This is a genomic window from Mycoplasma sp. 327 (assembly GCF_053851655.1).
This window is the reverse complement of record NZ_JBSQBA010000006.1, coordinates 24,008-40,513: the sequence shown is the minus strand read 5'-3', so window position 1 is coordinate 40,513 and position 16,506 is coordinate 24,008. Positions and strand designations below refer to the sequence as shown.

The 16,506-nt window shown below is 27.1% G+C and carries 8 protein-coding genes and 1 other RNA gene; 2 read left to right on the top strand and 7 right to left on the bottom strand.

The window, feature by feature from the left end; translation table 4 throughout:
• Positions 1-25: 25 nt before the first annotated feature.
• From ACWXVS_RS02140 to ACWXVS_RS02110, 7 genes are all read right to left on the bottom strand, one after another.
• Positions 26-1,321 carry a thymidine phosphorylase gene (locus ACWXVS_RS02140; protein WP_438340400.1) on the bottom strand — a complete coding sequence of 432 codons (1,296 nt, stop codon included), beginning with the start codon at positions 1,319-1,321 and terminating at the stop codon, positions 26-28.
• On the bottom strand, positions 1,321-2,037 hold the full coding sequence (gene deoD / locus ACWXVS_RS02135; RefSeq protein ID WP_438340401.1) for a purine-nucleoside phosphorylase: 717 nt from the start codon (positions 2,035-2,037) through the stop codon (positions 1,321-1,323). Before deoD ends, ACWXVS_RS02140 begins: the two co-directional genes overlap by 1 nt.
• A gap of 109 nt (positions 2,038-2,146) precedes the next feature.
• Positions 2,147-2,896, bottom strand: a complete 750-nt coding sequence (locus tag ACWXVS_RS02130) for a DNA-processing protein DprA (RefSeq protein WP_438340402.1) — start codon at positions 2,894-2,896, stop codon at positions 2,147-2,149.
• A gap of 253 nt (positions 2,897-3,149) precedes the next feature.
• Complete coding sequence (locus tag ACWXVS_RS02125; RefSeq protein ID WP_455994808.1) at positions 3,150-3,734, bottom strand: hypothetical protein; 585 nt, start codon at positions 3,732-3,734, stop codon at positions 3,150-3,152.
• Positions 3,735-4,277: 543 nt separating this feature from the next.
• Positions 4,278-4,589: RNase P RNA component class B (rnpB, locus tag ACWXVS_RS02120), an RNA gene on the bottom strand.
• Between the two features lie 37 nt (positions 4,590-4,626).
• Positions 4,627-12,612 carry a hypothetical protein gene (locus ACWXVS_RS02115; RefSeq protein ID WP_455994805.1) on the bottom strand — a complete coding sequence of 2,662 codons (7,986 nt, stop codon included), beginning with the start codon at positions 12,610-12,612 and terminating at the stop codon, positions 4,627-4,629.
• Between the two features lie 10 nt (positions 12,613-12,622).
• Positions 12,623-14,065, bottom strand: coding sequence for a TrkH family potassium uptake protein (locus ACWXVS_RS02110; RefSeq protein ID WP_455994803.1), 1,443 nt, complete (start codon positions 14,063-14,065; stop codon positions 12,623-12,625).
• Positions 14,066-14,434: 369 nt separating this feature from the next.
• Between ACWXVS_RS02110 and ACWXVS_RS02105 the strand changes: the two genes are divergently transcribed.
• Both ACWXVS_RS02105 and ACWXVS_RS02100 read left to right on the top strand, forming a co-directional pair.
• The gene (locus ACWXVS_RS02105; RefSeq protein WP_438340406.1) at positions 14,435-15,124 is read left to right on the top strand and encodes an NAD-binding protein; all 690 of its coding nucleotides are present in this window, start codon (positions 14,435-14,437) and stop codon (positions 15,122-15,124) included.
• Positions 15,125-15,155: 31 nt separating this feature from the next.
• A complete protein-coding gene (locus ACWXVS_RS02100) occupies positions 15,156-16,484 on the top strand; it encodes a C1 family peptidase (RefSeq protein WP_455994801.1) in 1,329 nt (442 codons plus the stop codon).
• Positions 16,485-16,506 lie beyond the last annotated feature (22 nt).

Here is a 16,506-nt window from a genome sequence, read left to right as displayed (position 1 = left end):
TTTTCTCCTATTTTTTGTTTTTTAATTACATTAATTTAGTTAGAACTTCTTTGGTTTCAAAAGGTTTTGAACCAAACTCAATTTTATCTATTAAATCATTAGATAGCTTTTCATCGATTGGTTTAGATGAATATAAAGTAAATAAAACATCACCTTTTTTAACAAAATCATTTGTTGTTTTATTTAAATAAACACCAGCATCAAAATCAATATTATCCTCTTTTTTGCTTCTTCCAGCGCCAAGTTTCATGGCCACTAATCCAAATTCAATAGCTGAATTAATTTTTAGATATCCTTCATTTTGTGAAATGATTTCAAACTTATATGTTGGATTAAATCAATTAGATTCATAAACTTCATCAACATTTCCGTTTTGCGCTTTAATTCATTCATTGAATTTTTGCAATGCTTTACCATTAGCGATAACTTCTTTAATCATTGCTCTGGCATGTTGCTCATCTTTAGCATTATTTGAAATAGTAAGCAATGTAGCACCCGATGAATATATAATTTCGGTAAAATCTTTAGGACCCATACCTTTTAAAGTATCCACTGCTTCGAGAATTTCAATTTTATTACCAATAGCACGGCCAAGAGGTTTCTCCATATTTGTAATTTCAACTGCAATCTTTTTGTTTAATTTTTTACCTATTTCAATCATTAATTTACCAAGTTTTTCAGCTTGATCAATATTTTTCATAAATGCCCCATTACCACATTTAACATCTAAAAGTATACAATTTGAACCTGTTGCTAGCTTTTTAGACATAATTGATGAAGCAATTAAGGGTATGGATTCCACAGTGCCTGTAACATCACGTAGTGCATAAATCTTTTTATCTGCTGGAACTAGTCTCTCGTTTTGTCCCACTACTGCAATGTGATGTTTTTCAACAACAGTCTTAAATTGATTGTCCGTTAGAGATATCGTATATCCGGAAATTGATTCAAGTTTATCCAATGTTCCGCCAGTGTGTCCTAGGCCACGGCCAGACATTTTAGCAACTGTAAGACCAAGCGCCGCTAGTATTGGACATAAAACAATACTTACCTTATCTCCAACTCCGCCCGTTGAGTGCTTGTCAACAATAGTTGTATTTAAATATGACCAATCAATTGTGTCACCCGAATTTATCATTGCATTAGTTAGATACGATGTTTCTGTTTCATTTAATGAATTTAAACGAATTGCCATAAGAAGGGCTGAAGCTTGGTAGTCAGGAATATTTCCATTAACATAGTTTTCAACAAAGAATTCTAATTCTTCCTTTGTTAATTCTTCTCTATTAGCCTTCTTATTTATGATATCAATTATTCTCATTATTGAAAGTCCTTAGCAAGTGCAAGAGCAATTTTCATCATTCCATTAAATGAATTTTGTCTTTCTTCACTAGTTGTAAATTCATTTGTAACTAGATTATCAGAAATTGTTAATAATGTTGCAGCTTTTTTGTTTAATCTTTCAGCAACAGTAAATAAACCATATGCTTCCATTTCTGCACAAACCGCACCACCAGATGTTTCAATTCTTTCGCTAATAGTTTTTTCTGTATAAAATGCATCTTCACTTAAAATTCTTTCAAAATGAACATCCATTCCCAACTTTTTAGCATAATCTAAGATCAATTCATTCAAGTCATGACTTGGTATTGCGATATTATTTTTATCTCCTTTAATAATTGAACTTCTAAAAGCTGTACTTTCGCTATATGCAGATGATGCAAGAACGATTTCATAATTTTTTAATTCTGCTTTAAACGATCCTGCCGAACCAATTCTAACGATTGCTTCAACACCATATTCTTTAAATAGTTCATATGCATAAATTCCGATTGATGGAACACCCATCCCGGAAGCGCACACAGAAACTTTGTTTCCTTGATAAAAACCAGTATACATTAAGACATTTCTTACATTAGAAACTAATTCAACATTTTCTAAGTAATTATCAGCTATATACTTAGCTCTCAAGGGATCACCAGGCATTAAAACTAACTTTGCAAACGCATTTTCTTTAGCATTTATATGAGGTGTCATAAAATCTCCTTTTTTCTTATTTTTTTCTTATATATTTCCATATTTTTAATTACATTAAAAATTTTATTACAAAATTAGTTTTTAATTATCTTTATGATATATAAAAGTCCTAACAAATTTGATTATTATCATTTATAAGTGTAGCCCCCTCATTAATTAAATCAATATTTTGATCTTCACTTAAATGATCTCTAAAGAGTAAGCATTGCACATCTTTACCTTGGTCAAGAAACTCATTAATTGTTCCGTTATATTTTTTTTCCAATGAAGAAAGCAAAATTATCTTTTGACATAAACAAGCGTTAATTCTTTGTCTACTATAAAATGCATTTTTAGTTATGTGATATTCACTAGGATATTCGGATATAATTAAACAGTTATCATTTAAAAATTCTTTTAAATTTAAATTGTTTTTAGCATATTCAATTCCACATGGAAGCAATATAATAACCTTAAAATTACGCTTCAAAAATGTTTTTAGGATTTTTTGCTCTAATCCAGTCCAATATAAATTAATAAACACGCTATCATTGTCATTTTTGTATTTTTCTATATATTCAATTATATTTTTAGTTTCATATGATCCTGTTAAGTAGATGCATTGTTGCCTATTGCTTTGTTTTAAGATATTAAGATTTCCTTCATAAAATAATACAAATGGTGGCTTAGTTATATTTAAAAGTTGTTTAGGGTATTCATCATCTAAAATAGTTATAAATTTTTTATTTTTCTCATGAATTTTAAATTTAAATGTATCAAATTCTTCTTCTTTAATTTCTTCCTTATTTTTTATTGCCTTATAAACATCGTTTCAATCACCTTTGTATTTAAATATAAAATATAATAGTATTTCGTTCATTCGTCCTCCACATATAAACATAATATGCTAAGAAGATGATTTCTTCAACCAAATTGGGAAAAAACAGTGAAAATAAAAAGACACAAAAATGCCTTTTTATAAAAAGATGAAATTCCATATGCTATATAAAATACATCTCCAATTTTTATCTAAAATTTCGCTAATAACACAACAAAAAGTATACTTAAATGACGTTATAATATTTATTTTTGCCTATTCTAGTGTATTTCAAATCATTTTTGTAGTCTCTATTCTAATGTTGTTTTAATAAATAATTTTTATGAATTACGCTTGCAAAATAGTAAATTTTAAAGAACGATAAAATTACAAATAATGATGATGATAGAAATAGAAATGCTTCTAATACTTCTAGATTTTCATAATAAATTATCGAAATGGCTTTGTGCTTTGGATTTAAGAATTCAGTCGGTTTATTGCTTTTTAGTTTTCATAAAAGAACATCAATTGCATTGAGTAAGGTTGCATCTAGTATAACTGATATCGATAATAAAATTATGTTAATTGCAAATAATATATTAATTATTATTGTGTTCATTTTAGATATAGTTTTTATTTTTGATTTAAAACATATATATAAGATAACGGAAAATGTGATTAATATTATCCCTAAAACTAAAATTGTGGCTCTAAATCCGCTATATCAAAATATTGCTACTGCTTCCTCATGTTTAATGACTTGAGGATAAGATTGCCGGGCTTCATAATCCAAAAAATACTGCGTATATAGAAGTGTTATAATAAAAAATAAAACTACAAATATTGTATAAATGGTTAGTATTGCTATTCATTTTGATTTAGAATTGTTTTTATTTTCCATTATTTATATTCTGTATATCTTCTTTCTAATGATGAAGCAAAACCAAATATTACAAATATAATGTAAGCAATAACCAAAATAGTTACAATAGCAATAATTATTTTCTTCTTTTTACTCATTATTTAATATACCCCTTTTCTTTTAGTAAAAAATTCATTTCATTCCCCCCATCATATTTAACTACATTATAGTTAAACATTTTTTCTAATTTATCTCTTTTCTTATTATTTATTACAAAATTATAATCTCCAGTAACAAGGCATTATAGTTAGTATAGGTAATAATAATTTCATTCTTTTCATAATTATTCCTTTTTAACATCCATATATATTTAATTTTATTCCAAAATATAATGTAGATACCCAATTCACCAAATAATGAAAATTAGTGACTTATTTTTTGTTAAAAAAGATAAAAGGCTTTAGTTTTCGCTTTTATCTCTATAAATTTAATTTTTATATAGTTCTTAAAATTAGACTAAATTTATCAACGCCTAAAAATGCTGTGCATAAAAAAAATAAAAAGGCACAAAATGCCTTTTTGCACGATAAACCGCTTTTTGTTCTGTAAATTAACAGCGCCAACTATTTATCTAAACATATTAAAATAATATGCTTCCCGATCTTTATTCATTTATATTAATCAGGTTCCCCTACCAAAATTTGGGTTTCTAACTCATGGAGTTTACATCGTTGCACCTTAACTAAATAAGCTCGTCTCTGTTGCACTAGTCGTCAATTATTTAAATAACTGCCTAGGCTTATTTGGCCTAGCATGATCACTACTTGCATCGCAGCAAGTGCTAGAGCGGATTTTCCTCTACATAAAATAATTATGCAGCAGTTGGCTGTGCATAATTATTTTACTCTATTTTTATTTTTTTAGCTAAATCCTAATAGAAATCTTCGGGATTAATTTTATCAAGTCCAGACCATGATGAATTCGAACGCTTATTATTTAATTTCATGAATTTACCATAACCGCCTTCTTTTAAGGTTAGTAAGATATATTCTTTTTTAGAAATCTCATATGCTTGTCCGGCCTCGCTAATCTTATATTTAAATCTAGTTAAATTGCCCTTTTCTTTATCATTATAACCAGAACTAGTAATTAAATAAGTAATTGATTCAGGACCATAATTACTATCATCAAAGTAAGTTCATGACTTGACCAATCAAAAACCAGATTCACTTACTGCATAATTAGTAAATTGACGACGATCAATATCTTTTGTAAAATAGCTTTGCATACCTGAAAATTTAGAGCTTAAAAACGGAATGGCCGAAATGTTAGTTCCTTCCTGAATCTCTCATAATAACGAACGAACACCTGTATATAAATTAATTTTTCTTTGACTCACATCACGTTGAGCAATATCTGTTTCACGCCCAAATGTTTCAAAAAGAATATAATCAATCGCTACCTTAAAACGATATAACGCCTGCCATTCAGGTGTCTTAGATCTGACTTTAAAACTACTATCTTGAGTATTTTTATTCTTATAATATTCAATACTTAACATTTTAAAGATTTCATTAATCAATGACAGTGCATCAAGGTCGGGAGAAATATTATCTGGATCATCATTTTGAATGTTGCTCGTTGAAGTCGAATTGCTTAATTGTCCAATACTTACAAAATCAAGTAGAGTATTAATATTAGTACGCTTTGTTGGATCGGGATTCATATTAATGTTTCGCAAGCCATTATATAAAACCGAATCTTTTAAATTACTTTTCCCAAATAATAGATTTATAAGCTTAATCAAGCGAGCACCATTAATAGCCTTAGTTTCACCAACAAAAGAAGCAATAATCTTAAGATCATTAAATGAAAATCCGGCCTTAATTTTTTCAATGGCATCAAGGAGTCATTTGACTGGTTCAAATATTGAAAAATTTTTACTATAGCCAACAATGTGATCGATAGTTCTCTTAACAACTTTTCGTTTATAAAAATCAGTTTTGATTAATTCTTTAAAAATAGCGCTAATTAATTCTTTGATAAATGAAATATCTTCGGCTGTAACATTTTCCAATTTTAAATAATTTAATACATGACCAATAACAATCTTCATTAAATCATCGTCTTCAACAACTGCTTCCAGCACTTTTGTTACATTATCTTTTAATTTTTGTGAAACTTTTTCTAATGTTTTAGTTACTATTTCACCAATATTTGCTGCTTGGACTTTTGGTTTTGTTAGAAAATCAGATATAACATCGCTAATTAACGTTTTTAAAATTGGTTTGTCTACAAATTTATCAACTATAGTTTGCAATTCGGACTTAGGTATTAAATCCTGTTTTATTTCTTGCCATTTTATCTTTTTAATTTGGTCTTTAAAGATTGTATGAACAACCTCGATTATTGCTTCCTTGCCAACAGTTTCGCTAGAATCAAGTGAACCATTCAAGCCAGTTAATACATTGAATATTGTGCCTTCAATATTCTTTAGAAACTCTTTTTGTTCATCAGAAATAACTGGATTTAGCACATTTTGAGTGTTATTAGATATTGTATGTTGGTTGTTTATTTGATTAGTCAATTTTGGTATATTTCTTTCCAAATAATGATATAAAGAACTAAATTCTTTAACTAACTGTTCTTTTGATATGTTATTTCCAATAAGTGATTTAAACATATCCTCTATATTTTGGGATGTAAATAAAGCCTTTCAATCGATTTTCTTTAACCCTGAAATTATTTTTGATATCAATATATTTTGATCAAAATGGCCCTTTGAATCAATAATATCAATGTCAACAAGACTCTCGAAAAGCTTACTTATTATGTCTGATACAACATTTTTATTACCTAGATTTTTAATAATTCTGGTCCCTAAGTTAGCAATATTTTCAAACTCGTCGCTAGTTGAATCAAATTTTAATTCTGAATGAATTGCATTCAACACAAATTTAACCAAACTATTAATATACGCTTCATCAGAAGTGGCATTAGAAACAATTTTTTTAATAAAGTCACTGATCGAAGACTTATTTAGGTTCAAAAGTTTCTTAATTAATTCATTTATATTATGAATATTGTCTAATGATTTTTGGTCTAAGGAAATTAGTGTATTAATAAAGTTAGTTATAAGGTCCTTAGTATCTTCCTTATCAAAGATAAATTCAATAATCTTTTCTTTTGTTTTGTCAGCAAAATCTCGAGCGTTTGAGTCAACTTTTAAAATAAGATTTGTTAAAAAGTCTAATTTAGTTTTTACATACTCTTTTATTTTTGGAGATTTACGTATCTTTTGAACTAGACTAGGAATTTCTTTTTTGATAGACTCGCGATCAGAGGCATTTAAAATTGAAAATCCAACTTTAATTAATCTAAAAATATCATTTATATTTATCTTAATTCCCTCTTTTTTATTGAACTCAACAATTGTTTTATTCTTTGATTTTTCTTGCAAAGTAACAGATGGAGTAGTAAAAAGCAACTCTAGCTTATCAAAATTATTTATAACTAAAAGAATAATATTAGCTAAGTCATGCGAGTCTAATCCTGATAAGAATTGGTCTAACTTATCTATGTTTATTTTATTAAATATACTAATAAAGTCGAACGCACTATTAAAGTTATATTTCTCAAAATTGAATTGATATTGGTTAATATTTTTAACTAATAATTTAATAGCAGATTTAGTTATAGCGTTGCTTATATTAAGATCTGGAAGGAAATTAATTGCCTTGTTAAATATTGCTTTTAGCGATTCTTTTTGGCCGTTTTTAAATTCAATGCCATTAAGTTTTTCGGCAACAAATTCAACTAAGAAATTAGCAATTGATTGCTTTAATTGTTCGCTTTCTTTTGATAATAAAATATTATTTAGAATCAAGTCTACCTTTTTAATTATCCAATCCTCGTTAACTATGAAGAAATTCTTAAATCAGCCTTCAAAAGAATCTACATTCTTTAGGACATCCTCAAGCAATAATTTTTCAATAATTTCATTGATATTTTGCGAAACAAGATCATTATATTTTAGATTAATAAGATCTTTCGTGTCTTTAATTATTGAAGTGAGAGCTCCTTTTGAATGTTCTCCTAAATTTAAATTAGATAAATTTATATTATCAAACATATTATTAATCAATTGTTTAGGATTAATATTTTTTAAAATAAATTCTAAAAACTCTTTTTTGCCTAACAATACTTTTAAGGTTTCTACAAGTTTTTTTTCACCTAGTGCCTTCTTGTCTTGTTTTATAATTAAAAGATCAAAAATTTGTTCTATATTTTCCTTATTAAAACTAAATGTTTGTTTAAGGGCATCACTCAATTTTTTTTGGAAATCAATATAACTTGATGTATCTGTTAATTCGCTGAGTTTTTCTTCCAAATTCTTCTTTAATTTATGGATTAAAGGATTATTTGGAATAGATTTTAATAATGATTTTAGATAATTAAGAACTATTAGATCTTCATTGCCACTAAATTTTATGTTTGCTTGTTGTTTTACTAAACTAATTAGATATCTGGCAATCACATCCAGCAATTCCTCATCACCCAATATACGGTCTAAATTGGTTTTAATGAAATTTAATAAATTATTTGTTTTAACATTTTTAAATAATTTAATCGCAAGTTTATTTGCATCTAAAACTATTGGTTTGTCATCGGCAAATAAACTATTTAAAATCAAAACTAAACCTTGTTTATTTTCTTCGTTTAATAAAAGGCTATATGACTTGTTAATAATTAGACTAGCTAATAGTGAATAATCTCCTTTATTATTTAATATTTCCTTAATAACTGTCTGATTGCCATTTTTAAGAGATTTAGATAGTAAATCAGATAAGAATTTCTTAAAACCTTCGTTTTCTTTTAGATCGTAGATAGCATCAACTAAATAAGGTATTAATTCCTTCTTATTTTCAGAAGAAAGTTTGTTCAATATCTTTTGAACTATACCTAAAATTTTTTCAACATTAATGTTTGGAATAGTTTTTTTAGTTGGTTCTTGCAATGAAGATGCTGTAGATTCATCATTTGTTGACTTCTCGTTCAAAGCAAAAAGATGCACAGCATTTAGAAGGAGAGTTTTTAATAATGTTTTTAGCTCATCTTTTGATATCTTGTTAATAAAGAAATCCTCAGATGCTTCAACAATTTTTATAATATCTAAATCATCAATAAAGTCAACAATTTTTGCTCAGTCATATTTATTAAAATCAATACCAAATTTCTTGATATTTGAAGTCATTGTATTTAATAAACTTTCGACCAATGGACCAAATATTTTTTTATCCTTAACAAAGGCAATTGCTTTTTTGACTATCGATTTGATGTTTCCTTGTTCACTAACACTTAATTTTTTGTAATTAATTTGAGTAGAAATTAAATAAACAACTATATCAACAGTTTTTTGCTCGCTTTGTTGATTAACCAAAATAACATTGTTTATTATGTCTAAAATAAATTCCTTCAAAAATTCCTTATTTTCATTAATTAATAAGAAAAATAATTCATTTAAATTTTTTACATTTTTAATTTTTTCATTTGAAACTGAATTTTTAATTAATTCCTTAATTTTTGGATTTATCTTGTCATCTCATTTTTTAATTATTAATGCCAATACATTATTTAATAACCCTTTAACATCATCTCTAACATTTTGGGGCAGCTTTGCAAAATCAATCTTTTTAGGGATATCCGCAACAATTTTTTTAAGATTTAGCTTGTCAAGAATAAAATCAACATTATTTTCATTTTTTAAAAATATTGATAAAACATTAATAAATTTGTTAAATCCATCTTTTTCTTTTGTATTCTTTAGGCTTAAAAAATCAAGAAACATTTGTATTGCACCGGGGTTTGTTGATTCAATCAAAAGATTGCTTAATTCTTCTTTTAGATATAAACCCAGCTTATCAAAAGTATTGATTTTTGATATATCAATTTTTTTAGTTATCTTCTTAAAATTATCAATAAAGTGTTTAAATAAGTTTGAATCCTTAATGTTTCTTAAAATGCTTTGTATATAAGTTTCGATCAGTTCTTTTTCAACATTGGTTAGTTTTACATTTAACGATGAATTAATGTATGAGGTAAGAACATTCACTAATAATTTAGTATTTTCCTTACTCGATATTTGTTGCAATAAAGTCTCTACTAATGTTATCAATCCATTTTCTTGTACTCTTTTTAAGGTTGAAACAACAAAAGCAAATAGTGAACTTTTGTCATATAGCTTACCATTATCAACAATGTCATTTACCAAAAATTTTAGCTTATCAATAATTATCTTATTATTAACTGATTTATATAATGAAGAATAACTAGACTTTACAAACTCTTCTATATTATTAAATTCGGGATTTGCTGATAGTATTTGTTTCTCATAACCTTGTTTTTTAATGAAATTAATTAATGGATGTATAACAACATAGTCTGCAAGTCTATCTAAAATTTGGTTAAATAAGCTACCCTTTGCAGTGATATCGTCAATCAATAATGAAAATAAGTCTTTTATATAGTTCTTACCTGTTATATTCAAAATGTTATCAGAATTATTTGCAATATTTCTAAGCAATATAAGCATAGCTTCTCTTGTTTGATCATCAAGCAGGTTACTTATATTATTTGAATTTATTATGTTTTCCGCTTGCACTAATCCAACTCCGAGATATTTTATTCCATTATAGTATTTATTAAGATCAATATTAGGCGTTCTAGGAACATTGCTAATTAGAGCAAAAAAGACACGATTATTTTTATTGGCATCCTTTGTATTAAATAGCAACCCCTTAACAAATACTTTAATAAATGAATGTGTATCTAACAACTTATTATCTTTGTATGAATCGAGTGTAGTTTCTACAAAAAGATCAAGAAGTTCATATGAATACTTAAAATCCTTTAGATTTTCCACTGTTGTTTGAATGAAATATTTAATGTCATCAAGTCTTTCTTGTGGCACTCTATAAACATTTTTTAAGGAGGTTGCAATCTTATCAATAATCTTTTTTAGAGATCCCTTATCTTTGGTTAATCAATCAACAATTGCTTGAAATAGAGAAATAATTTCTTTCTTAGAGTCCCTCAAAATATCATTTATGAAACCATCAAAATTAGTATTAGAAAAATATAATTCGCTTTTGCTTAATAAATTATCCACTACCTTATTAACAAGATTATCAAATTTTACAACTATATTTTTATCCATTGTTTTCTTATCTCATAATGGCAATAGCTCTTGTGGAAATAGTTGCTTAATAGATTTGTTTGAAAATAATATTTTAATTAATGACGCTAAATTTTGTCTAATAAAAACTTTATTTTCAATTTTAGATAAATAGTTAGAATTTAATACTGATTTTAAGATTAAGTATATACTGTTTTTATCTTGAAATTCTTGCGTAAGAATTTTCCTAATTTCAGATGTTAAAGTATTTTGAGGAGATTTTTTTGCCAATAATTGTGAAACCTTGATATTTGCCTTATTAAGAAAGTGTTGAACATAAACTGAATCAAACAGCTGTTCAAATAATGAAACTATTAAATTATTTTTACGCTTAGATATCAATGAATTTATTAATTCATTAAATCATGTTTTTGCCTCTTTATCATTAATGCCAATAATTGAAAGAACGTTATCAATAAAAGTTTTAAGTTGTTCATTATTTAGCATTTTTATTTTACTACTAAATTCAGCCAAAACAGTTTGAGCAAAAACATTGCTTGATTCAGAAGCAATAAGACTACTATTTTTTGAATTTTTTTCAAATGGATACGGTTTCTTAAATGTATCTACATTATTTCCAACTACTCCAAAAATTAATGATTTAATTGTTGTTGCTTTTTTTATAAATGAAATTGCTTTATTGTGATTTGAAAATTCATTGTTGCTGAATAATGAATTATATTCTGTAATATTTGTAGACATTTTTGCAAATATGTCCTGGGCAAGTTTTTTATAACCGTTGACACTTGGAAAGATACTTAAATAATCAGTCGAAAATTGTTCAGCATTTTCATAAATGCTATTTTCAGATGAAAAACTATAATAGTTTAAACTCTCACTGTCGGCGATATTGCTAATTGTTTTATTCAATAAATCTGTTGTTGTTTTCAAAACGTTATTTTGAAAATTACCTTGAATATTGATAGTATGAATTAAGGGCGCACTATATCCAATTAGATTGATATTTATATTAGGATTTATTTGTTTTATTTCCCTAACTATCTCTGTATATTTTTTTGATAATTGTGCAATTCTTGCTGAAATAATTTTATTATAGCCTACAATAAATTGATTTTCTTCTTTTTTATCTTTAAATTGTCTTAATACTAATGACAAAATTTCATCTTTCTTAAAGATATCATTAAATCCTAATGAAATGGTTATAAAATTTGATTCTTTAATATTACTAATAACCTTTTTACTATTCAAATTAGCATTATACAAACCTAATTTTTTATTTAGATTTATTACCTCATTAAATTCATTTAAATTGCTAGTATTGGTTGGTTTTAATAAATGCAATCAAGCATCAGTAGTAGAATAAGATAAACCCAGATTTTCATATCTATTTAATATTGTTTCATCATCATTGATTAGCGAGATTGAATTAGCTAAATATGAGGCATATGAAATTCCGTATACTTCATTATCTTCTTTGCTAAAAAAGTTATTACTATGAGCATTAAAACTATTATTATTTCCAGCCGCATAATCATCACCGATGGCAACATAATTTATTTTTCCGCTAACTGGTTTTTGAATATTTTTCTTTTGAATTTTAGGTTTTGCTTGATCTGATGCTTTTTTATTATCACAAGAAATAGAAGTAATTGGGATTACTAATCCAAGTGATAAACCAACAGTTATTTTAGTAACTTTTTTAATCATTTCTTTCGTTTTCATGAGAAACCTCCTAACCAATCGATACATCTTCATAGATATATTGATAGTATTCTGGCGCTTTTCTTCCTCGACCAAATATTTTGATAGTCTGAGGAATACCAAATTGTCCAATTATCATGATAAAAATAAGACTTAATTTGCCAGCAATATGCAAGTTGTGTGAATTTGAAGATAGTCCTGTTGTCAAACCAGTATTGCCAAAAGCTGAGCATGCTTCAAATGTTGCAAAAATAATTGGATAATTAACATCACCAATTTGTTTAGTTTGAGTCGGAAGAGTTGAATAACTAACAATTGATACAATAAATATCAAGACAATAGATAGAGTAAAAACATTGACTGCTTTAATAAGAGTTTCCTTACCAATTTGTCTCTTAAAGGCGTTAATTCTACTGCGACCAGTCATCATTGTAACTATGCTTAGAAAAATAACTGCTATTGTTGTATTCCGAATACCACCTGCAGTTGAAACTGGTGAAAAGCCGATAAACATAAGGATGCTATGTAATAAAACGGTTGAGTGTGTAAAATTATAGTAATTTACAGTCGAAAAACCAGCAGATCTAGTTGAACTAACTTGAAAGTATATAGCAAATAGTTTGTCGCCCACAGTTCCATATTCCTTTTGATATCAAAAAGTAGTTTCTGATTTAGAACTATATTCCAATATAACACTTATGCTAAAACCTAATACAGTAGTAATTAGATAAGTTATTATTGTAAATTTAGTGAATAAATTAAATCTATGATGTGGTTGGTCTAACTTGACTGATTGAATTTTTTTTCATATATCATAGATCACCGGGAAGCCTATTCCGCCAATCAAAAAGGTTATTATTGTCACTATTTGAAAAGCATAATCATTATAAAAAGGTTGTAAACTCTTATTTCCAAACAAGTCAAATCCCGCATTATTTATTGAGCTAATCGCATGAAAAATTCCATACTTTAATGATTGAAGAAAGTTATTATATGGTATCTCATTACCCTTCAAAACGACTTTATTATTAAACAATAAAGGGCTAGTTTCTTTTAACTCTTGTGTTATAAAATTTGAATTTGGTCTCAAATATAAAAGCATTGTAAAGATAAATGAAGCAACAGCAGTTGTAATAATTAAGAACGAAATTGCTATCTTAATCATCTTTCTTGTTTCACTAACAGTTATAGAACCTCTTTCTGTTTGAGAAACCATATTGCTAAAGATGTTAGATCTCAAACCCAATATAGATTGAAAAATGTAAATCTTAAATGTAAATATTCCAATTCCGCCAACAACCATACTTAAGGCAATCAAAAACTGGCCAAAGGTATTAAATGTATCGGATGTGACTAATGGTGTTAGCCCGGTATCGCTAAATGCTGATGAAGATACGAAAAGTGCATCTATATATTTAACTGGTTCCTTTATATCAGCCTTATGGGATATGTTTCAGAATAACAAAAGTGACATAAGAATAGTAAATAAGATATATATTATAAAAATATATCTTACCACCCCAAGCTTACGCAAAAATCTTAGGAAAATATTAGTTTTTTTAGGTATATGATGCTTTTTTATCATTGCTATATTATATAGCAAAAGGTAAAAAAATATATTTTTGGTGAAATTGACTAAAAAAATTTAAATGTTAAAATTTAAAAAGGCAACTTAAATTTAAAAGAAAAATTTAATAATTTATATCTGCAGACAACTAGATTGAATAGTCCAATCATTTGCTAGGGTTATCTTTTTGAAATTACTTTACTTTATTTAAATATAAAAGTCTTAAAATTTATTAGTATATGATTTTGTAATCATCAAAATAGTTTAGGAGAAAATATGAAACTTTTTAAAAAGGCAAGGGAAATTTGTGTAATCGGCATTGGCCGTTTTGGTCAAGCGGTTGTAAGAAAACTTCTTTTAGATAGAACGAACAATATTCGATTAGTACTAATTGACCAAGATGAAAAACACCTTCTACCATTTAAAGATGAAGTTGAAAACATTTACGTCGCTGATTGTGCTGATAAAAAAACTCTTGAATCAATTAATGTTAAGGAATTTGATGTCGTTATCGTTGCGACATCAGACAACATTGAAATTGTTGCAGCGCTAGCAGAAATAGGTGTGCAAACAGTAATTGCAAGAGCATCAAATTCTCGTCATTCACGTGTTTTAAAACAAATTGGTGTCAAGTGAATTGTTTCTCCAGAAGAAGAAGCAGGAACAAAAACAGCTATCCTAGTTTCTGATAATGCTTTGACAAATTTTTCGGAATGTATTACTGAAATTCAAGATGGATTTGTTAGTTCAAAAGTCGGGATTAAAAATCATGAAATAATTGGCAAGAAAATTAGAGAAACAGAATTTAGAAGCAAATACTCCGTATCAGTTTCATTAATTCAAAGAGGCGAAAGTTGATTTCTTCCTAGCGGCGACTTTGAAATAGAAAATGGTGACCTAATTACGTTTATTGGTAAACTTGAAGATATTATAAGAGTGACGGAATTTTGTACCAAATCAAAATAATCTAAATAAAGTAAGGAGAAAATATAAAAATATGTCAGAAATTAATTTTGAATTAATTAACAAGTTTGAAGAAAATTATGAAAATAATATAAATAACAAAATTATTGAATCAGCCATTTTTAAAAATGGATTGAAACAAAGCTCAATAAACAATGAGGCAATAAAAAAACATAATTTTGTTTTTTCTCATGAAACAAAAGTAGGGAATATTACTAATCAAAAAGCATCAGGAAGATGTTGAATTTTTGCTGGCTTAAACTCTATTAGAACTAAACTAATGGAAGAATTTAATGTTGAATCATTAGAACTTTCACAAAACTATATTCATTTCTTTGATAAATTAGAAAAGGCAAATTTCTACTTAAATTGAATTGAAAATGAAGGACTAAAATTAGAGAATGAAGATCGCCTATTTAGATATTTTAACACTAACCCAGTTTCAGATGGTGGCTATTGAGATTTCTTTACAAATCTTATTAAGAAATATGGAATTGTAACAAAAGATGCAATGAATGAATCATTCAGTTCTGAAGCCACGAGTGAAATGGTAGAACAAATTAATTGAAGATTAAAGGCTTATACTGCTAAGATGAGACAAACATTTTTGCAAACAAATGATTTAAATAAAGTTTCTTTACTAAAAGAAAAAGCACTAGAAGATGTTTATAACATTTTAGTAAAATCATTAGGTAAACCACCGAAGGAATTCAAATTCGAATATATGAATAAGGATAAAAAATATGTATCATTAGATAAAATGACGCCAGTTGAGTTTTACCAAAAATACCTAAGCAAACATATTGAAACAAAAATCACTCTTGTATCTGATCCGAGAAATAAGTTTCCACATAATTCTGTCATCCAAGCCCCTCTATGCAATAATATGGTTGGCGGTACTCCCTTAACAATGATTAATATTGATATCGAGATAATGAAAAAAGTTATGATTAATCAAATTAAAGCAGGGGACCCAGTATGATTTGGATGCGATGTTTCTACATTTGGAAATAGAGAGGGCATCCTAGATTCCGAACTTTACAATTTTGATCTAACACTAACAAAAACGCCAGACTTCTCAAAAGCTGAAAAATTCGAATCAAGAGCTTCAGTAATTGCTCATGCAATGAATATGGTAGGAGTAAACCTAGATTCCCAAGGAAAAGCAATTAATTGAAAGGTCGAAAATAGTTGAGGAAGCGATCGAGGATCAAAAGGTTTTTGATCAATGAGCGACCAATGATTTACTGATTATAATTACATGGCTATTGTTGATAAGAAATATTTAGATAAAGAAATAATTGAATCATTTAATAAACCTATTTTTACGATTTCTCCATTTGATCCACTATGTGATGAATAATTAATAGCAAAATACCAGTTTA